Origin of the sequence: Corallococcus sp. AB032C (genome assembly GCF_003668935.1) — a bacterium.
Lineage (GTDB): Bacteria > Myxococcota > Myxococcia > Myxococcales > Myxococcaceae > Corallococcus > Corallococcus exiguus.
This window is the reverse complement of sequence record NZ_RAWP01000054.1, coordinates 1-21,287: the sequence shown is the minus strand read 5'-3', so window position 1 is coordinate 21,287 and position 21,287 is coordinate 1. Positions and strand designations below refer to the sequence as shown.

Below are 21,287 nucleotides of genomic sequence, written 5' to 3'. Positions count from 1 at the left end.
ACTCCGACGACGGGAAGGCCCCGTGGGAACTGCCAGGGTACGGCGGCGGACTGCTTACGAAGGCCGCGCCGTGGAGATGGTCAACGTCTGGATGCGCACGTCCCGGCGGGGACGGTCGCTTGAATCCTTGGGAAGCTCGTTGGCGATGCGGTCCACCACGTCCTGCCCTTCCACCACCTCGCCGAAGATGGTGTACCGGTTGTCCAGGTGGGGCTGCGGCGCCGCGGTGATGAAGAACTGACTGCCGTTGGTGTTGGGGCCCGTGTTGCCCATGGCCAGGACACCCTTCTTGTCGAAACGCCGGCCGCTCTGGAACTCATCCTCGAAACGGAAGCCCGGCCCGTTGTTGCCACGGCTGGTCGGGTCCCCGCCCTGGATCATGAAGTCCTTGATGCAGCGGAAGAAGAGCGTCCCGTCGTAGAGCGGGCGGCCGTGCTGGGGCTGGAACGTCACCGGGTCCTTCCAGGGCTTCTCCCCGGTGGCCAGCCCCACGAAGTTCTCCACCGTCTTGGGCGAGTCCTTGGAGAACAGGCGCACGACGATGCGCCCCTCCGTGGTCTGGAAGGTGCCGAACAGCTCCGTGCCCGCATGGGCCAGCTCCATGAAGCTCATTGCGGGGTGCCCTTGTTGGGGGCGGCGGGCTTGGGCGCGGCCGGCTTCTTGGGCGCCTTCTCACTCAGCGTAATCGTTTCCAGCACCACGGGCGTCTGCGGGCGGTCCTGCGCGCTGCGCGGCACGGTGCCAATCTTCTCCACCACGTCGTAGCCGGTGACGACCTCGCCGAAGATGGTGTGCCGGCCGGTGAGGTGCGCGGGCGTGGCGGTGGTGATGAAGAACTGGCTGCCGTTGGTGTTGGGGCCCGCGTTGGCCATGGCCAGGACGCCCGGCTTGTCGAAGCCGCGGCCGCTCTGGAACTCGTCCTCGAAGCGGTAGCCCGGGTCGCCCCGGCCGGTGCCGGTGGGGTCGCCGCCTTGAATCATGAAGCCCGGGATGACGCGGTGGAAGACGGTGCCGGCGTAGAGCGGCTTGCCCTTCACCGGGTCGCCCGTCTTCGGATCCGTCCAGGCCTTCTCGCCCGTGGCCAGGCCCACGAAGTTCTCCACCGTCTTGGGCGCGTCCTTGGAGAAGAGCTTCACGGTGATGACGCCCTGGCTCGTCTTCAGCGTCGCGTAGAGGTCCTTGCCGGCCTGGACCTTCTTCGTCCAGGGGCCCGCGACGGGCTCGGCGGCCAACGCCGCGACGGCGGCCAGCGCCACGGTGAGACCGAGAAGACGGTGCATACGGAACAAACTCCAGGGCAGGAAGGCGCGGACCCTACCCCCCACCCCCCTCCCCCTCCAAGGGCTTTCACGCCGGAGGGTCGTCCGGTGAAGGACCTCCCGGGATGGGCGCCACGACAGCCGGGGATGCCAGGGAAGCCGACTCCTCCTTCAGGCGCTCCAGCGTGGTGCGCGCGGCTGCCTGCTCGGCCTCCTTCTTGTTCCGGCCGCTGGCCCGGGCGTACACGGCCTCCCCGATACACACCTCCACCTCGAACACCTTGGAGTGCTCCGGGCCCGTTTCCGCCACCACGCGGTAGCGCGGCGACAGCTTGAGCTTCTCGTGGGCCAGTTCCTGGAGGAGCGTCTTGTAGTCCAGGCGGCCCGCGCCGGAGGCCACCTCCTCCACCAGCTCCCCGAAGATGCGGTCCACCAGGGACAGCGCCGGCTCCAGGCCGCCGCTCAGGTACACCGCGCCCAGCACCGCCTCCATCGCGTCCGCGAGCAGCGAGTTCTTGTCGCGGCCTCCGGACTGGGACTCGCCCCGGCCCAGCAGGAGCAGCTCGCCCAGGCGCAGGCTCCGGGCCACGCGGGCCAGGCCCTCCTCGTGGACGATGCGGGCGCGCATCTTGGTGAGCTCGCCCTCGGGGACGCCGGGGCAGCGGTCCATCAGCCGGTGGCTCACGGCCAGGTCCACCACGGCGTCGCCCAGGAACTCCAGGCGCTGGTTGTCCTTGAGGTTCTGGTCCCGGTTCTCGTTGACGTACGTCTTGTGCGTCAGCGCTTCCAGGGCCAGGTCGCGCTTGGAGAACTGCACGCCCAGGCGCGTCTCCAGGGTCTGCACCCGCTCCACCAGGGTCATCTTCTCCACGAGGCTCACTCCTGGGGGGCGTCCGGGCCCACGAGTCGCACGGCCTCGGGAGCGACCTTCAACAGCTCGGCCACCAGCTGCACGACGCCGGGGAACTCATCCAGTTCGAAGCGGCCCGCCCACACCTTGCCCTGGGTGCCCGCCAGGAGCCCCCGGAAGGTGCGCCCGGCGATACGCGCGGCCGCGAAGCGGTAGGCCTTGCCCTCCACCTGCAGCTGCGCCAGCAACTCCAGGCTGCTGCGCGGCGGCACCAGCGACTGCGGGCCGAACTTCTCTACAATCTCCACGAAGCGCACCGGCTCCGCGCCGGAAGCCGCCTGCGGCGTGCGCGGCACGGGCTCGCCGAGCAGCGCGGACAGGTAGCCCGTCAGCGCGGCCTTCTCGCGGAACTCCGACAGCTCGATGACGTGCCCGGCGGCGGTGACCAGCTCCTCGAGCCCGCGGATGGCCTGCGCGATGCGGAAGTTGCCCTGCCGGTCCGCCACCAGCTTCACCGCGAGCTGGCCCTCCCTCACGTCCGTGGACAGCACCAGCGACTGCGGATCCACGTCCGCCGGCAGGCCCAGCAGCTGCAGCTCCTCCGAGCGGCGCTGCAGGTGGAAGACGTGGTCGCTGAAGGTGTCCAGCAGGAGCGCCTGCATCTCCTCCGCCGCGTCGATGGCGGACAGGAGGATGGGCGTCATGCCCACCACGGCTGGCGGCGCGATGGGGATGAGCCGGTCCCCCATCACCTGGAAGGTGATCTCGGTGATGAAGTCCTTGGTGATGGGATTCACCAGGGACGCGGCTTCCAGGTCCAGCACCACTTCGACGCCGGACGGCTCCTCACGAACCTGGAGCCCCAGCTCTCGCAGCCGAGCGGTATCCATCAGGCGCCTTTGAAGGTCTCGCGGGCGATGATGGTCCGCTGGATCTCGCTCGTGCCCTCGCCAATCTCACAGAGCTTGGCGTCGCGCAGGTAGCGCTCCACGGGGAACTCGCGCGTGTAGCCGTAGCCGCCGTGGATCTGCACGGCCTTGTTGCACCCGCGCATGGCCGCCTCGGACGCGAACAGCTTCGCCATGGAGGCCTCCTCCGAGTACGGCTGCCCCGCGTCCGCGAGCCGCGCCGCGCGGTGCACCAGGAGCCGCGCCGCCTCCAGCTCCGTCTTCATGTCCGCCATCATCCAGCGCAGGCCCTGGAACTCGCCAATGGGCTGGCCGAACGCGGTGCGGTCCTTGGAGTACGCCACCGACTCCTCCAGCGCCCCGCGCAGGAGGCCCACCGACAGCGCGCCGATGGTGATGCGGCCCTTGTCGAGGATCTTGAGCGTGTCGATGAAGCCGCGGTCGACCTCGCCCACGATGGCGTCGTCACCGACCTCCACGTTCTCCATGATGAGCTCGGCCGTGTCCGACGAGCGCATGCCCAGCTTCCCGTGGATGGAGCGCTGGCTGAAGCCGGGGATGCCCTTCTCCAGGACGAAGGCGGTGATGCCCTTCTGGCGCTTCTCCGGAGACGTGAGCGCCAGCACCACGAACACGTCACCCACGGTGCCCTGGGTGATGAACATCTTCGCGCCGTTGAGCACCCACTTGTTGCCCTTGCGCACGGCGGTGGTGCGCATGCCGGACGCGTCCGAACCGGATCCCGGCTCGGTGAGGCCCCACGCGCCCAGCCACTCACCGGAGGCGAGCTTGGGCAGGTACCGCTGGTGCTGCGCCTTGTTGCCGAACACGCGCACGTGGCTGGTGCCCAGGCCGTTGTGGCTGGCCACCGTGAGCGCGAGCGAGCCGTCGTAGCGGGCGATCTCCTCCACGGCCACCGCCACGGCGAGCGAGTCCATGGCCGCTCCGCCGTACTCGTCGGAGACGAGCATGCCCAGCACGCCCAGCTGCCCCAGCTCCTTCACCACCTCCATGGGGAACTTCTCGTCCTTGTCCCACTCGCGCGCGTACGGCTTCACGCGGCGTTCGCAGAATTCACGGAGGGAGGCCTGCAGGGCGCGGTGGCTTTCAGGAAGTTCGAAGTCCATGGTCGGGTGCGGAATCTAGAGCGTGAATGCTGGTGGGGGAACTTCAGACGGGGTGGACGCCGTGCTTCTTCTCCGCACGGGGCTGGAACCGGTCCGCATAAAGCGAATAACGCTGCATCAATTCCCCGCGCAGGGAGTCGCCGGGGACCACGGCGTCGATGATGAGCTCGCTGGCCAGCTTGAAGATGTCCACGTCCTGCTTGTACTCGTCGCGGAGCTTCTGGACGAAGGCTGGCCGCTCGGCCTCCGGCAGTTCCTGGATCTTGTTGAAATAGACGGCGTTCACCGCCGCCTCCGGGCCCATCACGGCGATCATCGCCTGGGGCAGCGCCAGCGTGGCCTCCGGGGCGAACCCGGGCCCGCTCATGGCGTAGAGGCCGGCGCCGTACGCCTTGCGCACCACCACGCAGATGCGCGGCACGCTGGCCTCCGACACCGCGGAGATCATCTTCGCGCCCGCGCGGATGATGCCCGCGCGCTCCACCTTGGTGCCGATCATGAAGCCCGGCACGTCCGCCAGGTACAGCAGCGGGATGTTGAACGCGTCACACAGCCAGATGAACCGGGCCGCCTTGTCCGCGCTGTCCACGAACAGCACGCCGCCCTTGTACTTGGGCTGGTTCGCGACGATGCCCACCGGCCGCCCGCCAATGCGCGCCAGGCCCGTGATGATCTCCTGCGCGAAGAGCTTCTTCACGTCGAACCAGCTGCCCTCGTCGATGAGCTCCGCGATGAGGGCGTGCATGTCGAACGGCTTGTTCTGATCCGGCGGGATGATCTCATCCACGCGCTTGCCGCTGTGCTTGGGCGCCTTCAGCTCGACCGTCGGCGGGGCCTTGGAGAAGTTCTCCGGGAAGAAGGCCAGGTACTGCTTCGCGGCGGCGATGGCGTCCTGTTCGGTCTTCACCAGCACGTCGCCCACGCCGGACACGGAGCAGTGCATCTTCGCGCCGCCCATCTCCTCCAGGGTGACCTTCTCGCCGATGACCATCTCCGCCATGCGGGGGCTGCCCAGGTACATGGAGGCGTTGCCCTCCACCATGATGACCAGGTCGCAGAACGCGGGGATGTACGCGCCGCCCGCGGCGGAAGGGCCGAAGAGCAGACAGATTTGAGGGACGAAGCCCGACAGGTGGACCTCGTTGTAGAAGATGCGGCCCGCGCCACGTCGGCCGGGGAACATCTCCACCTGGTCCGTGATGCGCGCGCCCGCGCTGTCCACCAGATAGAGCAGCGGGCAGCGCAGCGCCTTCGCCGTCTCCTGGATGCGGAGGATCTTCTCCACCGTGCGCGCGCCCCAGCTGCCCGCCTTCACCGTGGAGTCGTTGGCCATGATGGCCACCGCGCGCCCGTCGATGCGAGCCACGCCGGTGATGACGCCGTCGGAGGGCAGGTCCGGGTCCAGGTTGTTGGCGAGCTTGCCGTCCTCCACGAAGGAGTCCGCGTCCACGAGCAGCCGGATGCGCTCGCGCGCGAAGAGCTTGCCCGCCTCCGCGTTCTTCGCGTGGTACTTGGGCGCGCCGCCCTTCTCCACCTGGGAGACCTTCTCGAGCAGTTTCTGATCTGAGGACATGGCCGTCGTCCCATACCAAGAAACCCCTGGCCTGGCTGCCTTCTTGCCATGCCGGCCGCCAGCCGTGCCGTCCAACGGACGACGCATGAGGCCACGGAGGAGCGCTTCGGGGGGTGTCGCTTGGGGCTTCCCTGCCTACCTTCATGCTGCACGGGGGGTGTGCACCCAGGCGGGCCACACTCGCCCCGTGAACCGCATCCGGCCCAGGAGGGACCCATGTTCAGAGCGAAGAAGGCGACGTGGCAGGCGAAGGCTTTCGCCAAGAGCAAGCTGTACCGCCAGTTCCTTGCGCACCAGCTGCTGGATCAGCTGCCCGACTACGCGGACAAGGCAGGCAAGGTCGCGCGGAAGTCCTGGGACAACTTCGACCCGGACGACGCGCTGCGCTATGTGGGATTGACGACGTACAAGCCGGTGCGCTCGGGCCTGGGCGGCCTGGGGGCGTTCCTGCTGGGCGCCGCCGCGGGCAGCATCGTGGCCCTGCTGATGGCCCCGAGCCGCGGCACGGAGCTGCGCACCACCGTCAAGGACAAGGCGATGGGCTACATCAACAAGCAGGGCGTGAACATCGGCGGCGAGAAGACCGCCAGCGCCTGAAGCTGAGTTGAGGGAAGCAACCAGGGGCAGCATGTCCGCGGGCAACCGCGGGCCTGCCGCCCCTGTCGCTTTCGGAGGACTCAGCGGCCTTTATAGACAGGAGGACGCTTCTCCGCGAAGGCGCGGAGCCCTTCCAGCCGGTCCTCCGTCTTGAGCACCTCCTCGTACTTCTTGAGCTCCAGCGCCAGCGCGTCGTCCAGCTCCAGGCCGGTGCCCTCGTCGATGGCGTGCTTGGCGGTGGCCACTGCCACGGGGGCGTTCTCCACCACGGCCTCCGCGAGCTGGAAGGCGACCTCCAGCAGGTGCCCTTCCGGGGCCAGCCGGTTCACCAGGCCGATGGTGAAGGCCTCCGCCGCGTTCACGCGCCGGGCGGTGAGGATGAGGTCCTTGGCGCGCCCGGGGCCGATGAGCCGCGTGAGCCGCTGCGTGCCGCCGCCGCCGGGGATGATGCCCAGCTTCACTTCCGTGAGGCCCATCTCCGTGGCGGGCGAGGCGACGCGCAGGTCGCACGCCAGGGCCAGCTCCGTGCCGCCGCCGAAGGCCGCGCCGTTGATGGCGGCGATGAAGACGCAGTCGCTCTTTTCGATGGAGCGCAGGGTGACACGCAGGCCGTTGAGGAAGGCGCGCACCTCGTCTTCCGACATGGTGGTGCGTTCCTTGAGGTCCGCGCCGGCGCAGAAGGCCTTGTCGCCCGCGCCGGTGAGGATGACGGCGCGCACGGCGCTGCCGGAGGACACGCGGGACACGAGCGCGTCCAACTCCTGGTGCATCGCGCGGCTGATGGCGTTGCGGCGGCTCTCCCCGTCGATGGTCCAGATCTCGATGGCCCCTCGGGCCTCGACCTTGAACTCCGGCATCTTCGCTCCCCGTGACGGGCCGCACCGGGCGACCCGCGTGAATGGCGCGCAGCCTGAAACCTGTTCCCCAGTCTGGCAAGCCGTAAACGGATAGGATCCTGCCCATGCCTTCGTGCTCAACAGCGAAACGCCCGTGGCGGTGGCTGCCCGGCCTGCTCACCGTGTCCGCCCTGCTCGTGCTCGCCCTGCCGCTCGTGGCCCTGGCACGCGGCGGTGGAGGCGAGCACTACACGTCCGGCCGCGACCGGAGCAACGGCGGCGGCGGGGGCGACGGCCTGCCCCTCTGGCTGATCTTCGACCTGATCCGCCTCCTCTTCCTCTACCCGAAGGTGACCGTCCCGCTGCTGATCATCGGCGGCGTCGCGTACTGGCTCTACAAGCGCAACCTGCACCCGGACGCCACCACCCGGCGCGCGTTGGATCAGCGTGAAGCGGAAGTGCGCACGGAGGTGTCCGGCCGCGATGTGCAGGGTTGGGTGAACGCGCTGAAGCTCAAGGACCCGTCCTTCCAGTTGGAGCCCACGCTGGAGAAGGTGCGCTGGCTCTTCATCGAGCTGCAGAAGTCGTGGTTCCGCCGGGACATGACGCCGGTGCGCCCCTTCCTGTCGGACGCGACGTGGCAGCGCTTCAACGTGCAGCTCGGGCTGATGCAGGCGCAGGGCGTGCGCGACGCGCTCGCGGACATGAAGGTGCTGGACGTGCAGCTCATCGGCCTGCACCAGACGCAGTGGTACGACAGCATCCACGTGCGCGTGCGCGCCAGCATCCGCGACACGGACGTGCCCGCGAACCAGACGGACGCGCAGGCCATGGCCGCGGCCAGCAAGGTGGCGCCGGAGACGTTCACGGAGGTGTGGACCTTCGTGCGCAAGCCCGGCGCGCAGACGCGCATCGGTGAGGACCTGTTCCAGGGCAAGTGCCCCAACTGCGGCGCGCCCTACAAGGGCGGCGCGTCCAACACCTGCGAGTTCTGCGACGCGGTGGTCAACTCCGGTAACTACGACTGGACGCTCTCTGAAATCACGCAGGGCGTGGAGCACGTGCGCCACCACAAGCAGGTGGATGGCCTGATGCAGGCGCGCGCGGATGACCCGGCGCTCAACCTGGAGATGCTGGAGGACCGCGCGTCGCTGCTGTTCTGGAAGTGGATCGACGCGCAGAGCCGCAACGAGACGCAGCGCCTGTCCAAGGTCGCCAACGCGGACGCGCTCACGAAGCTGGACGCGGAGCTGGGCCAGCTGGCGAAGCAGGGCCGGCGGCGCGTCTTCCTGGAGTGCGCGGTGGGCGCGGTGGACGTGCGCGCGCTGGAGGTGCACCCGGAGTCCTTCGACGAGGCACAGGTTGAAATCCGGTGGAGCGCTCGCATGGGCATTGGCCCCGCGAACGAGAAGCCGCCTGGCCTGCCCACGGTGCCGCAGCGTTGGGTCTTCACGCTGCTGCGTCGCCACGGCGCGAAGACGAACACGGACACCGGTATGTCCACGGACCGCTGCCCGCAGTGCAACGCGCCCACCACCAACAGCGCGGCCAACACCTGCGAGTTCTGCGGCACGGTGTTGGGCAACGGCGAGCGCGACTGGGTGCTCGCGTCCGCCCTCCCCTTCGAGTCCTGGAACGTCCACCACGCGCAGCGCACGTCCCGCAACGCGGCCCGCTACCAGGAGGCCCGCCGGTCCGAGCGCGGCACCGTGGCGCCCCCACCCGTGGACGTCGGCGGACATGGCGTTGACGATGGCGACCGGGTGGTGACGGACGTGAAGGAGCGCGAGCGGCTGCTCTACATGATGGCCGCCATCGCCGCCGCGGACGGCGAGGTCTCGAACGCGGAGCGCCGCCTGCTCAAGCTGTGCGCGGAGCGCTGGAGCGTGTCGTGGGCCAACGTGGAGATGGCCCTCAACGCCGGGCCGCAGCTCTTCGAGCGCCTGGTGCCGCGAGGCAGCCCGGAAGCGGAAGTCTTCCTGCGCCACATCGTGGAGATGGCCCTGGTGGACGGCCGCATCGACCGCAAGGAGCGGAAGATGCTGCAGATCGCCGCCCAGCACCTGGGCCTGGAGGAGAAGCTTCCGGCGCTGATCGGGGACCACTAGTCACGGGGTCCCCGGTGGGGCGGCTCAGGTCTGCGCGCGGCGGGTGGCCTTCTTGTCCCGCTCGCCGAGCGCGGCCTGGAGGTACTTGCCCGCGAGCTTCCGTCCGATGAGCTCCTGGGCGATCTCCCCGGCCTCCACCAGCTTGTCCAGGTCGATGCCGGTGTCCACGCCCATGCCGTGCATCATGAAGACGGCGTCCTCGGAGGCCAGGTTGCCCGCGGCGCCCGGCGCGTAGGGACAGCCGCCCAGCCCGCCGATGCTCGCGTCGAACGTGGTGACGCCCGCGGACAGGCCCACCAGCGCGTTGGCCAGCGCGGTGCCTCGCGTGTCGTGGAGGTGTAGCGCCAGCGTGTCCACCGGCATGTGCTGGAGGAGCGCCGTGAGGATCTCCTCCGTCTGCCGGGGCGTGCCCACGCCAATCGTGTCGCCCAGGCTCAGCTGGTAGATGCCCGCGTCCACCAGCTGCCGGCAGATGTCCACCACGCGCTCCACCGGGACGTGGCCCTCGTAGGGGCAGCCCCACACGGTGGACAGGTAGCCGCGCACGCGCATGCCGGCCTTGCGGGCGGCGGCCGTCACTTCCTTCGCGCCGGCCAGCGCCTCCGCGATGGTCTTGTTGATGTTCTTCTTGGAGTGGGCCTCCGACGCGGAGATGAACACCGCGGCCTCCTCCAGGCCCGCCGCCTGCGCGCGCTCCAACCCCTTGAGGTTGGGCACCAGCGCGGAGAAGACGACGCCGGGGCGGCGGCCCACCTGCTTGAGCAGCTCCTCCGCGTCCGCCAGCTGGGGGATCCACTTGGGTGACACGAACGACGTCACCTCGATGCGCTTCTCCCCCGCGGCGACCAGGGCGTTGATGAGCCGCGCCTTGTCTCGGGTGGGCAGCGTGCGGAGTTCGTTCTGCAGGCCGTCGCGGGGGCCGACCTCGTACACGTCGACCCGGCGGGGCAGTTGCCCCAGCAGGCCGACCCGCGTTCGCGATGTCTCTTTCGGATCCACTGGACGTGTCCCGGGCCCCGTCAACGGCGCCCGGCTCCCACGATGAGGTCGGTCGACTCGGGTGTCATCGGCGCGGAGTCCAGGCCGCCGTGCACCCACTGCACCGAAAAGCCCGTGCTTTCCAACAGCCCCTTCAGTTCCGCAAGAGGATAGTAACGAAGCGTGTACGCCGCCCGCAGCACGCGACCGTCAGGCAAGGTGAGCTGACGCTGCCCGACATCCCTTCCACGCGTCGCGTCGAAGCGGCTCTCCTCCTCCAGGAGACTCCCATCCGGTAACCGCTCGCTGAACGACGCGCCCGGACTTCCGGCCAGCCGCTCGTAGGGAACCGTCTGGAACACCAACCGTCCGCCGGGCCGCAGCGCCCGAGCCACCTCGCGCAGCACCTGGACGTGCTCCGCGTCGCTGAAGGCGAAGAGTGTCGAATACCAGGCGTAGGCGCCCCCCAGGGTCGCGTCCTGGAAGGGCAGCGCCCGCAGGTCGCCCCGCACCACGGGGAAGCCGGGGCGGCGCAGACGCAGGGACAGCGGATCCAGCTCCAGGCCCACCACCCTGCCCGCGAGCGCTCCCTCCGTGTTGAGCCGCGCCGCGTGCCGGCCGTGGCCGCAGCCCAGGTCCACCACCGGGCCCTCCACGTCCGCGAACGCCCGGGACAGGTAGTCGACTTCCCGGGCCGTCACCGCCTCGGAGAGGTACGGCAGCGTGCTGCGCAGGTACAGCTCTCCGAAGAAGTCGCTCACGGCCGTGCGCGCTTCAGCGCTTGAGGGCGGGCAGCTTCTCGCGCAGGCGGCGCACGGCTTCGTCCAGCACGCCCTCCGTCTTGCAGAAGGCGAAGCGGGCGAAGCGCTGTCCCAGGTGCCGGTGCTCCGGGCCGTAGAAGACGCTGGGCGGGATGCCCGCGACGCCCACCTCCGTCACCAGGTGCCGGCAGAACGCCACGTCGTCCGCGAAGCCGTACCCGGCGATGTCCGCGAGGATGAAGTAGCTGCCCTCCGGCGAGAAGGCCTGGAGCCCCGCCTCGCGCAGGCCCGTGAGCAGCCGCTCACGCTTGGACGTGTAGAGCGCCGTCAGCTCCTGGAAGTAGCTGTCCGGCAGCCGCAGCGCCACGGCCATGGCGGCCTGGAACGGCGACGCGGTGGCGAAGGTGACGAACTGGTGCGCGCGCTGCACCGCGTCCCGCAGCGGCGGCGGCGCGATGATCCAACCGACCTTCCACCCCGTCAGGCTGAAGGACTTGCCCGCGCTGCTCACCGTCACCGTGCGGTCCGCGAGCACCGGCACCGTGGCGGCGCGGATGTGCTTCGCGGGGGCGAAGACGATGTGCTCGTAGACTTCATCCGCCAGCACCTTCACGTCGTGCTCGGCGCAGAGGTTGCCCAGGAACTCCAGCTCCTCGCGCGTGAAGACCTTGCCCGTGGGGTTGTGCGGCGAGTTGAGGATGAGCAGCCGCGTCTTCGGACCGAAGGCGGCGCGCACCTCGTCCCGGTCGAACCACCACGTGGTGTGCTCCGCGTCCGGCGGGCGCAGCGGCACGAAGCGCGGCGTGGCGCCCACGAAGGCGATGTTGGCGTCGTACGAGTCGTAGAACGGCTCGAAGGCCACCACCTCGTCGCCCGGATCCACCAGGCCCAGGATGACGTCGAGGATGGCCTCCGTCGCGCCGCTGGTGACGGTGACCATCGTGTCCGGATCCACGGCGTGGCCGTAGAAGCGCTGCGCGTGCTCGGCGATGGCGTTGCGCAGGTCCTTGGCGCCCACGCCGGGGGCGTACTGGTTGACGCCGCCCTGGATGGCCTTCCACGCCGCGTCCTTCACCGCGTCCGGCCCGTCGAAGTCCGGGAAGCCCTGCCCCAGGTTCACGGCCTGGTGCTTCAGGGCCAGCGCGCTGAACTCGGAGAAGACGGTGGTGCCGAAGCGGGAGACGCGTTGCGCGAGCACGGGCCGGGGGGACATGGGTCAGGCCTCTGGAGGCCAGCGCACGTCCACCCCGAACCCCGGGGCGACCGGCTGGCGGTTCAGGGCCGGACGATAGCGTCCGCGGGAACGGAACGCGCGCCTTGTTCCACCGCGCGCTGCCTCGCGGAGCGGGACAGGGCCAGCGCCAGCCCCGTCACCACCATCACCAGGGGCACCGCGCAGATGAGGTCGATGGCGTAGTGGAACCGCCCCGCCAGCGTCGCGAAGATGAGCCCCATGCCCGGGAAGAGCATCACCCAGAAGAAGCGGCGGGCGAACCGGAACGCGTAGAAGAGCACCACCAGCATCACCCCGGTGTGCCCGGACGGGAAGCAGTCCCGGGTGTACACCGGCGTGCGCATCATGGACTCCAACAGCGGCGTGAGGATCCACCCCTGCGTCGCCGGCCCGTCGAACGCGCCGATGAGGAAGTACCGGGGCCCCACCGCGGGCACCAGCGAGTACGCCGCGTAGTTGAAGCCCAGGAGCAGGCCCAGACCCAGCAGGTACTCGTCGAAGGCGGGCGTAGTCCCCCTGCCCCGGGCGTACAGGTAGACGCCCAGGAGCAGCGGCCACATGAAGTGCCCGTAGTAGCAGAGCATCAGCACGTCGTTGACCCAGGGCGGAATCACGTGCGCCAGCGCCACCGCGGTCTGGAAGCCGAACAGCTTCTGATCCACCGCGATGAGCTGGGCGTCCTTCACCACCGGGTTCATCCAGTCCACGATGGGACCCAGCCACCCGTGGGCCAGCGCCGACACCGGCAGGAGCCAGAAGTCCGCCACGATGGCGATGAGCGGCTGGCGCGGGAAGCGCGCCTCCAGCATGCGCATGGCCGGCAGGCCCAGCGCGAAGAAGAGGAAGAGGAGCGCGTTGCGGCCGGAGTGCGGCGCCCAGCGGGCCGGGCCCACGCACACCAGAGCAGCCACCGAGCAGGCCACCATGAGGACGAGGTCCACCTGCCGGAAGCGCACGAGCGCTTCGTCCGACGACGTCACGACGGGCCGCACGCGGCCTTCGCTGAATGACCAGATGCTCACGCCGATTTGCGCTCCCCCGGCGATTCGGCCGGCAGCTCGCCGGCCCCCCCGAGATTGAGGCTCCGCACCACCGCGCCCGACTCCGGCGCCACCGCGGACCGCCGCCCCCTCCACCGCTCCAACAGCGCCAGCATGGCCGGGAAGAACACCGTCGTTCCCAAGAAGGTGCTCACGACCCCTAGTAGGGCAATCTGTCCGATGCTGCGCAAGCCCTGGTGGTTCGCCACGAGGAGCGCTCCGTAGCCCGCCGCGTTGGACAGGGTGGCCACCACCGCCGCGAAGCCGGTGTTGCGCACCACCCGGCCCAGCGACCCGGGGCCCTCTTCCTCGTACCGGTGGAACAGGTGCACCGAGTTGTCCACCGCGATGGCCAACAGGTTGGGCAGCACCACCGCGTTGATGAAGTTGAGCTGGACGTCGAACAGGTACATCCCGCCCGCCAGGCACGTCATGCCCAGGAACAGCGGGCCCGCCACCAGCAGCGCGCGCTTGAAGCTGCGCAGGCTGGCGAGGATGACCAGGAACACCACCACCGCCGCGGACCAGAGGATGAACGGCCCGTCCATGCGCACCAGGGAGAAGATGCGCGCGGCGATGCGGTTGCTGTCCAGCACCGCCAGGTCGATGCCCTTCGCCTTCGCCCCGGTCACCACCTCATCCAGCTGCCCCGCCCAGCGGTGCAGGTCCTGCGTGTCGTAGTTGGACACGGACGGGAACAGCAGGAGGAACATCCCCTTGCCGTCCAGCGCCTCGAAGCGGCGGCGCGCCTCCACCGGCAGCTGGTCCAGGACGTAGGGCTTCGCGTCCACCATCTCCCGCAGGTCCTTCACGCGCGGGTCCTCCTGGGCGGACTTCGGCAGCCCGTCCAAGAGCGTCCGGATGCGGCCCATCTCCGCCTCGTGGCCCTCCACGTCGGACGGCACCAGGTCGCTCAACGACGCGGTGCGCAGGAACACGGAGTTGGCGCCGTTCTTCGCCTTCACCTGGGCGATGACGGCCTCCACCTCGCGGACCTGCTCCAGCGTGTCCACGGAGAGGATGGCCGGGTTGAGCGGCGCGCCAATCTGCTCCGTGATGTGGTCGTCCAGCCGCGACGCCGGCGAGTCCCCCTTCAGGTTGCGCAGGTTGGTCTCGAAGCCCAACCGGGGCGCGATGCCCACCGAGTACGCCGCGAAGCCCACCACCGACAGCGCCACCGCGACGATGACGCCCGTGGGCCAGCGCCGCCACTCCTTCGCGGGAGCCGGAGCCGACTCCACGACCGGCGCGGAGGTCTGGGCGGTGGCTGCCGCATCGCGGCGGAACGGGCGGATGCGCTCCGCGATGGCGAGCAGCGGCGGGCCCAGCGCGTACGCGGACAGCACCGCCATCAGCACGCCCACACCCGCGAGCAGGCCGAACTGCTGGAACGCGTGGAACTGCGCCAGCACCAGCACGAAGAACGCCGCCGCGTTGGTGAAGGCGGACGTCAGCGCCCCGCTGAAGGTGCCGCGCACCGCCGCAGTGAGCGCCTCCTTCACGCCGAGCCGCTCGCGCTCCTCCCAGTAACGCATGGTCAGGTGGACGCCGTACTCGATGCCCAGGCCAATGAGGATGGCGACCAGGAAGCCCGTCACGATGTTGAGGTGGCCGATGGCGCCCTGCGCGAACGCGAACGTCAGCACCAGCCCCACCATCACCGGCACACCCACCACCGCCAGCGCGGAGATGCGCCGGGTGGCCAGAAGGATGAGCCCTACGGCGATGAGCGCGGACAGCATGCCCGCGTTGGACAGGTCGCCGCGCATCACCGCGTCCTCTTCGATGCGGTTCTGGAAGTTGCCCGTCGCCTCCAGCGTCACGCCCGGGTACTTCTCCGCCGCCAGCTTCCGGCCCGTGTCGAACACCGTGGCCACGAAGTCGCGCGCGAACTCCAGGTCCCCCGCCGTCCCCGACGGCTTGATCATCAGGTAGACCTCGGTGCCCTCCTTGTTCGCCAGCGTCTCCGGCAGCGCCGTGTCCGGGGTGTGCTTCTTCGCGATCTCCTCGAAGGTGGGCGGCGCCTCCTCCGTGCCCAGGTCCACGAAGAGGGGGCTGGCGCGCTCCCGCTCGTAGCGGACGCGGGCCTCCAGGTCCTGACGCAGGGAGGCGACCTCCGCCGTGGGCAGCAGAAGCAGGCCGTGGCGGCGGAAGAAGGCCACGTCATAGTGGTGCTCGACGTAGCGGACCGTCGGCAGGGCCTCCAGGCGCCGCTGGAACTCCGTGGCGTAGGCCTTCAGGGCCTCCGGGGCCGCCCCCTTGGCCATGATGACCAGGTAGCCGTCTCCGCCCGCCTTCTCTGACACGCGTGTCAGATCCCGGACCTCCGGGGCACCCTCCGGGAGCAGCTCCACGAAGGAACCCCGGAACTCCAGACGCGAGGCGAAGAAGCCCGCGGCGGCTGTCACCAGGGCGACAGCGAGCAGCACCTGCCAGGGGCGCGACATCGCTGCCTGGATGAAGCCCTCGAACCACCGCTGCCGTCGTGCTTGGGACACCGTCTGCTCCTCTGATGCTGGCCGGCGAAGCAATAACCCAGCCATGATTCAGGCCCCCGGAACAGACGGCCCCTCTCAACCCATTCCCCGTGTGAACCCATGTGTGCCCTGGGTGCAGAAGCATCCACTGGCGAACAAAGGGCCGGGGGCGCGGCGTGCCACCAATGCGGCATGACTGTCAAGGCGCGCCCTGACACGGATGCCCCACACCCGGTGCAATGGGACCGTCCCCGCCTTGACAGTGCGGATTTCCCTCTTTATTGACCCCCACGCGTCGTCCCCCTGGGTGTTCGCGCGGCTGGGCAATCCGAACCTGGAACGCGCCCTGCACATGGAAAGCGGCTCGGATCACACCCTCCGACGCGTAAGAAAGACCACCATGAGCGACGTGTTCGACAAGTGCCGTACCTGGAAGGACTACCGCATCGCCAAGGCCACGGGGCTGTATCCGTACTTCCGGGCCATCGAGGCGTCGCACGGTTCCACGGAGGTGGAGATCGAGGGGCGGCGGGTCATCATGGTGGGTTCGAACAACTACCTGGGGCTGGCGGCGGATCCGCGCGTGAAGGAAGCGGCCATCAAGGCGACGGAGAAGTTCGGCACCACGTGCTCCGGTTCGCGCCTGCTCAACGGCACCCTGGCGCTGCACGAGGAGCTGGAGGCGCGGCTGGCGAAGTTCCTCAACCGCGAGGCGGCCATCGTCATCTCCACCGGGTTCCAGACGAACCTGGCGCTGGCGTCCATCCTGGGCCGGCACGACATCGTGTTCAGCGACCGCGCGAACCACGCGTCGCTGGTGGACGGCGTGCGCCTGTCGTTCGCGACCGAGCGCAAGTTCCGCCACAACGACATGGAGCACCTGGAGCAGCTGCTCGCCGCGGCGGAGCCGGGCGCCGGGAAGATCATCGTCACGGACGGCGTGTTCTCCATGGAGGGCGACGTCTGCAACCTGCCCCGCATCGTGGAGCTGTCCAAGCAGTACAACGCCCGCGTGATGACGGATGACGCCCACGCCATGGGCGTGCTGGGCGAGCTGGGCCGGGGCACGTCGGAGTACTTCGGCCTGGAGAAGGACGTGGACCTGGTGATGGGCACGTTCTCCAAGAGCTTCGCGTCGCTGGGCGGCGTGCTCGCGGGCCCCTTCGAGGTCATCAACTACATCCGCCACAAGGCGCGCTCGGTCATCTTCTCCGCGTCCATGACGCCCGCGTCCATCGCGGCGGCGCTGAAGTCCACGGAGATCATCGAGGCGGAGCCGCAGCGCCGCGAGCGCCTGCTGGACATCGCGGAGAAGATGCACAACGGCTTCCGCGCCATGGGCTTCGACACGGGCGTGTCGGTGACGCCGGTGGTGCCGGTGCACATTGGCGACCAGGTGAAGTGCTTCCGCTTCTGGCGCGCGCTGCACGAGGCGGGCGTGTTCGCGAACCCCGTGATTCCGCCGGCGGTGGAGGCGGGCCACGCGCTCATCCGCACCAGCTACATGGCCACGCACACGGACGCGCAGCTGGATCAGGTGCTGGACACGTTCGAGAAGATCGGCCGCAAGCTCAACGTCATCCCGGAGACGCGCCCCACGGTGTACGAGCCGGTGAAGATCGCCCGGCCGGGCAGCGCGGTGCGCAGCAACAAGGCGAGCGAGACGTGGGCGGCGGGCAGCGCGGGCCTGCTCGCGGACAAGGGCTTCAGCCTGGAGCAGCTGTCGCGGATGTCGTCGCGGGAGATGGCCGGGAAGTTCTTCGACGCGGTGGAGCAGCTCACCTGGCGCGCGGCGAACCTGCAGCCGGAGGACCTGCGGCGTCTGGGCGGCGCGCCCAAGAAGCTGTGGGATAAGCGCAGCGAGCTGGGCGGCGTGCTCCTGGAGAAGGGCGCCCAGCTGTTCATGCGCAACGGCAGCGACAGTTCCGACGGCGGCAACCAGGCCGAAAGGAACTGATCCCCACCCATGGCCCACCCCGCCCAGCACGAAGACGCCTCTGCCTCCCCTACTTCCATGACCACCGACGTGCAGGTGACCCCAGTGCGCGGCGCGGCGGACCGGACGGCGTTCATCCGGCTGCCGTACTCGCTCTACCGTGACGACCCGAACTGGGTGCCGCCGCTGGAGATGGAGCGCCGCGACTTCCTGGACCCGAAGAAGAACCCCTTCTTCGACTACGCGGAGGTGGAGCTGTTCCTCGCGCGCCGCGGGCAGGACGTGGTGGGCCGGGTGGCGGCCATCAAGAACCCGCGCCACATGGAGTTCCACGGCACGAAGGAGGGCTTCTTCGGCCTCTTCGAGTGCGTGAACGACGCGGGCGTGGCCCGGGGCCTGCTGGACGCGGCCAGCGCGTGGCTGAAGGCGCGCGGCATCGACACCGTGCTGGGGCCGGCCAACTTCTCCTCCAACCAGGACTGGGGCCTGCTCGTGGAGGGCTACGAGAGCCCTCCCGCGCTGATGATGCCCTACAACCCGGCGTACTACGCGGGGCTGCTGGAGACGTGCGGCTTCACCAAGGCGAAGGACCTGTTCGCCTTCGAGCTGTCCGCGTCCACGCCGCCGCCGGAGAAGGTGGCGCGCATCGCGGAGAAGATCCGCCAGCGCGAGGGCGTCACCGTGCGCGCGGTGAACCTGAAGGACTTCCCCGCCGAGGTCGCCCGCATCAAGCAGATCTACAACGCGGCCTGGGAGAAGAACTGGGGCTTCATCCCCTTCACGGACCGCGAGTTCGAGCACATGGCCAAGGAGATGAAGGCCATCGTGCGTCCGGAGCTGGTGCTCATCGCCGAGGTGAAGGGCGAGCCCGTCGCCTTCTCCATGACGCTGCCGGACGCCAACGAGGCGTTCAAGGCGGCCAACGGACGGCTCACGACGTTCGGCCTGCCCATTGGCCTGGTGAAGCTGGTGCTGGCGTCACGCAAGCTCAAGCGGCTGCGCCTGCTCACGCTGGGCATCAAGGAGGGCTACCGGCGCCGCGGACTGGACGCCATCCTCTACCTGGACACCCTGCGCAACGCGAAGGAGCTGGGGTACACGGGCGGCGAGATTTCGTGGACGCTGGAGGACAACCACCTGGTCAACCGCGCCATCGAGTCCATGGGCGGCCAGCGCTCCAAGACGTACCGCGTCTTCCAGCGGCCCGTCTGACGTCCTGAAACGCTTTCCGCCCGGGCGCTGGTGGCACCCGGGCGGAAGGAAACACCGTGAAGCTTTCGAAGGCGCCCTGCCCTACTTCACCTGGGGCGCGGCGCCGGCAGCACCGGCGGACTCCTTCACGGAGGCCGCGCTGGTGTTGGCGTTCTCCTTCTCCAGCTGGGCGCGCTTGGCCTTGAGCGTCGTCAGCAGGCCGTCAAAGCCCTTGGTGGAGAGGATCTTCTTGAACTGGCCGCTGTACGTGTCCACGAGGGAGACCTCGTCGGTGATCACGTCGTAGATGCGCCAGTCGGCCTTGGGCGAGGCCTTGAACAGGCGGTAGTTCACGGGCACCTGGTCCGTCTTCACGGTGAGCTCCGTGTCGACCGTGGCCTCGGTCCCCTGCACGCTCTCCTTGCCGTACTTCACGTCCGCCTTCGCCTGGCCGATGGCCTTCTGGGCGTACGAGGCGCGCAAGAGGCCCGTCATGGTTTCGGTGAACTCCTTGCGCTGGGCGGCGGTGAGGCCCGCCCAGGCCTTCTCGCCCAGGGCGCGCTTGGCGAGCTCCTGGAAGTCCACGAAGGACTCCACGACGGTCGCCAGGGACTGCACGGAGGCGCCAGGGGCGTTGGCCGCCTTCTGCACGGCGGCGTTGCCGTTCTTCACCACGTTGAGCGGGCTCACGGGGGCGGCGGCGAGCAGCGTGGCGGCAAGCAGGGAAGCAATCATATCGATGAAGCTCCGGGTTGAAGTTCAGGTGTGACGACACCTGTGAGGACTGGCAGCCGGGAAGGGTTATTCATCCGTCGCGGGGACGGCACCGGTGACGCGGGCGAGTGACGCCAATCCGACGCGCACGTCGTGCCAGCTCTTGCCGCGCTCGGCGGAGGCCTGGGCCAGCGCGGTGAAGGCGTCCACCAGCTCACGCGTGTCGCCGGTGCCCAGGTCGAAGGCGGCGTAGGCGGCGGTGGCCCAGCGCTTCGCGTTCCTCTCCGCCTCCGTGAAGGACTTCGCGCGCGCGTAGGACGCGGCGAGCTGGCTCTGCACCTGCGTCACCTCCAACTGGATGCCGGCCTTGAGCGTCAGCTCCTGCGCGTGCATCTTGTCCAGCTCCGCGCGGGCCTGCTCCAGCTGCGCGTCCTTGATGGGGATGTCGAAGGTGCCTCGGATGACCAGGCCCAGGCCCGCGGTGCGGTCGTTGAACGGGTCGTACGCGAAGGGGCTGCGCTGGCGCGTGGCGCTGCTCGTCCAGCGCACGTCGTAGTAACCCGCGAGCCCCAGGTCCGGGTAGTAGCTGCGCTCGCGGATGATGACCTCCTGCTCGCGCGCGATGATGCCCGCGGCGATGGCCTTCAGCTCCGGTCGGCGCTCGTTGGCCTGCTTCAGCGAGGTCTCCAGGTCGGGCACCTGCACGTCGCCCTGGAGCGGCAGGTCCTCCTCCATCACCTCCACCTGCTCGTCCGGGCCCGCGCTGGCGAGGAGCCGGATGGCGGTGAGCGCGAACTGCTCGCCCTGGACGGCGGTGGCGCGCTGCGACTCCACCAGATGGCGGAAGTACCCCAGCTTGTAGGTGTCCAGCTTCGTCACCTGATCCGAGTCCTCCTTGAGGAGCGCGTCGATCTTGTCGCCCGCGTCCTTGAGGCGCTTGGACACGTCCTCCAGCTGCTTCAGGCCGGTCCGGGCCAGCTGGTAGCCGTAGTACGCCTGCGCGGCCTGGAAGCCCGCTTCCGCGCGCACGCGCTCGCGCAGCGCCGCGCCCACCTTGGGGCCCTGTTCACCCGCCTTCTCCAGCGCGGAGAGCTTGCCGAAGGTGTACAGCGGCAGCACCGCGTTGCCGGTGGAGAACACCGTCACGCCCACCTTGCCGAAGTTCCAGTCGCCCTCCAGCGACGCCTCCGTGGTGGGCGGTCCGCCCAGGCCGTTGTTGCGCGCCTCGGGGACGGGGCCGCCGGCGCCCAGGGTGATCTCGAACTTGGGGAACCAGGCCCAGCGGGCCTGATCATAGAGCGCCTGGAACTTGCGCAGCTCCGCGCTGGCCTCCGCCACGCGCGCGTCCTGCGTGCGCGCCCGCGCCACCAGCTGGGCCAGGGTGATGGGCCCCTTCAGGGGCTTCGTGGCCAGGGAGGTGCCCGGGGCCTCGGCCTGGGTCTCCTCCGGGGAGCCCCTGGGAATGCCAGGGGTGAGGTCGCCCCGAGCGCCGTCTCCCGAGCCGGGGGCGATGGGTGACGTGCCCAGGTCCTGCGTGCCCGGGGTGGCGGAGGCCGGCTTGGGCGTGCCAGCGGTGGCACCCTGGGCGGCGGCGTTGCCCGGCTCGGCGGCTGGACCGGGGTTCACGGCGGTGGGGCTCGGCAGCGGCGCGCGCGTGCCAGGCGTGGGGTTGGCGGCGGACGAACCGGTGCCCGAGGG

Annotated in this window: 18 protein-coding genes; 4 read left to right on the top strand and 14 right to left on the bottom strand. The window is 69.5% G+C overall.

Annotation, left to right across the window (positions count from 1 at the left end):
• Positions 1-54: 54 nt before the first annotated feature.
• The 6 genes from D7X99_RS23220 to D7X99_RS23195 all read right to left on the bottom strand — a co-directional run bounded on the left by D7X99_RS23220 (position 55) and on the right by D7X99_RS23195 (position 5,717).
• Positions 55-612: a peptidylprolyl isomerase gene (locus tag D7X99_RS23220; protein ID WP_120576875.1), complete on the bottom strand. Its 558-nt coding sequence runs from the start codon at positions 610-612 to the stop codon at positions 55-57.
• Complete coding sequence (locus D7X99_RS23215) at positions 609-1,280, bottom strand: peptidylprolyl isomerase (RefSeq protein ID WP_121779684.1); 672 nt, start codon at positions 1,278-1,280, stop codon at positions 609-611. The genes D7X99_RS23220 and D7X99_RS23215 overlap by 4 nt, the downstream gene beginning before the upstream one ends.
• 67 nt (positions 1,281-1,347) lie before the next feature.
• Positions 1,348-2,121 carry a ribonuclease III gene (gene rnc / locus D7X99_RS23210; RefSeq protein ID WP_167548050.1) on the bottom strand — a complete coding sequence of 258 codons (774 nt, stop codon included), beginning with the start codon at positions 2,119-2,121 and terminating at the stop codon, positions 1,348-1,350.
• A gap of 14 nt (positions 2,122-2,135) precedes the next feature.
• Positions 2,136-2,999: a hypothetical protein gene (locus D7X99_RS23205; RefSeq protein ID WP_169827167.1), complete on the bottom strand. Its 864-nt coding sequence runs from the start codon at positions 2,997-2,999 to the stop codon at positions 2,136-2,138.
• Complete coding sequence (locus D7X99_RS23200; RefSeq protein ID WP_120579422.1) at positions 2,999-4,144, bottom strand: acyl-CoA dehydrogenase family protein; 1,146 nt, start codon at positions 4,142-4,144, stop codon at positions 2,999-3,001. Before D7X99_RS23200 ends, D7X99_RS23205 begins: the two co-directional genes overlap by 1 nt.
• Before the next feature lie 43 nt (positions 4,145-4,187).
• Positions 4,188-5,717 carry an acyl-CoA carboxylase subunit beta gene (locus tag D7X99_RS23195; RefSeq protein ID WP_121779683.1) on the bottom strand — a complete coding sequence of 510 codons (1,530 nt, stop codon included), beginning with the start codon at positions 5,715-5,717 and terminating at the stop codon, positions 4,188-4,190.
• A gap of 216 nt (positions 5,718-5,933) precedes the next feature.
• Between D7X99_RS23195 and D7X99_RS23190 the strand changes: the two genes are divergently transcribed.
• Positions 5,934-6,314 carry a YtxH domain-containing protein gene (locus tag D7X99_RS23190; protein ID WP_121779682.1) on the top strand — a complete coding sequence of 127 codons (381 nt, stop codon included), beginning with the start codon at positions 5,934-5,936 and terminating at the stop codon, positions 6,312-6,314.
• Positions 6,315-6,394: 80 nt separating this feature from the next.
• On the opposite strand, the gene D7X99_RS23185 is transcribed toward D7X99_RS23190, so the two are convergent.
• On the bottom strand, positions 6,395-7,171 hold the full coding sequence (locus D7X99_RS23185; protein ID WP_121779681.1) for an enoyl-CoA hydratase-related protein: 777 nt from the start codon (positions 7,169-7,171) through the stop codon (positions 6,395-6,397).
• Positions 7,172-7,275: 104 nt separating this feature from the next.
• Here D7X99_RS23185 and D7X99_RS23180 point away from each other — a divergent pair, with 104 nt between their 5' ends.
• Positions 7,276-9,258 (top strand): TIM44-like domain-containing protein, encoded by a 1,983-nt coding sequence (locus D7X99_RS23180; protein WP_121779680.1) that lies wholly within the window; start codon positions 7,276-7,278, stop codon positions 9,256-9,258.
• 24 nt (positions 9,259-9,282) lie between these two features.
• Here the strand turns inward: D7X99_RS23180 and D7X99_RS23175 are convergent, their stop codons facing one another.
• From D7X99_RS23175 to D7X99_RS23155, 5 genes are all read right to left on the bottom strand, one after another.
• Positions 9,283-10,257, bottom strand: a complete 975-nt coding sequence (locus tag D7X99_RS23175) for a hydroxymethylglutaryl-CoA lyase (protein WP_120579417.1) — start codon at positions 10,255-10,257, stop codon at positions 9,283-9,285.
• 20 nt (positions 10,258-10,277) lie between these two features.
• On the bottom strand, positions 10,278-10,997 hold the full coding sequence (locus D7X99_RS23170; protein ID WP_121779679.1) for a methyltransferase domain-containing protein: 720 nt from the start codon (positions 10,995-10,997) through the stop codon (positions 10,278-10,280).
• 13 nt (positions 10,998-11,010) lie between these two features.
• Positions 11,011-12,210 carry an aminotransferase class I/II-fold pyridoxal phosphate-dependent enzyme gene (locus D7X99_RS23165; protein WP_121779678.1) on the bottom strand — a complete coding sequence of 400 codons (1,200 nt, stop codon included), beginning with the start codon at positions 12,208-12,210 and terminating at the stop codon, positions 11,011-11,013.
• A 62-nt stretch (positions 12,211-12,272) separates the two neighbouring features.
• On the bottom strand, positions 12,273-13,253 hold the full coding sequence (locus D7X99_RS23160; RefSeq protein ID WP_169827169.1) for a phosphatase PAP2 family protein: 981 nt from the start codon (positions 13,251-13,253) through the stop codon (positions 12,273-12,275).
• A complete protein-coding gene (locus tag D7X99_RS23155) occupies positions 13,250-15,718 on the bottom strand; it encodes an RND family transporter (RefSeq protein WP_121779677.1) in 2,469 nt (822 codons plus the stop codon). Before D7X99_RS23155 ends, D7X99_RS23160 begins: the two co-directional genes overlap by 4 nt.
• A 430-nt stretch (positions 15,719-16,148) precedes the next feature.
• Here D7X99_RS23155 and D7X99_RS23150 point away from each other — a divergent pair, with 430 nt between their 5' ends.
• Both D7X99_RS23150 and D7X99_RS23145 read left to right on the top strand, forming a co-directional pair.
• Positions 16,149-17,705 carry an aminotransferase class I/II-fold pyridoxal phosphate-dependent enzyme gene (locus tag D7X99_RS23150; protein WP_121779707.1) on the top strand — a complete coding sequence of 519 codons (1,557 nt, stop codon included), beginning with the start codon at positions 16,149-16,151 and terminating at the stop codon, positions 17,703-17,705.
• A gap of 9 nt (positions 17,706-17,714) precedes the next feature.
• Positions 17,715-18,896 carry an N-acetyltransferase gene (locus D7X99_RS23145; RefSeq protein ID WP_121779676.1) on the top strand — a complete coding sequence of 394 codons (1,182 nt, stop codon included), beginning with the start codon at positions 17,715-17,717 and terminating at the stop codon, positions 18,894-18,896.
• A gap of 81 nt (positions 18,897-18,977) precedes the next feature.
• Here D7X99_RS23145 and D7X99_RS23140 read toward each other — a convergent pair whose 3' ends face one another.
• Positions 18,978-19,610, bottom strand: a complete 633-nt coding sequence (locus D7X99_RS23140; RefSeq protein WP_121779675.1) for a phospholipid-binding protein MlaC — start codon at positions 19,608-19,610, stop codon at positions 18,978-18,980.
• 66 nt (positions 19,611-19,676) lie between these two features.
• A partial coding sequence (locus D7X99_RS23135) for a TolC family protein (RefSeq protein ID WP_147476234.1) occupies positions 19,677-21,287 on the bottom strand: 1,611 nt, incomplete at its 5' end.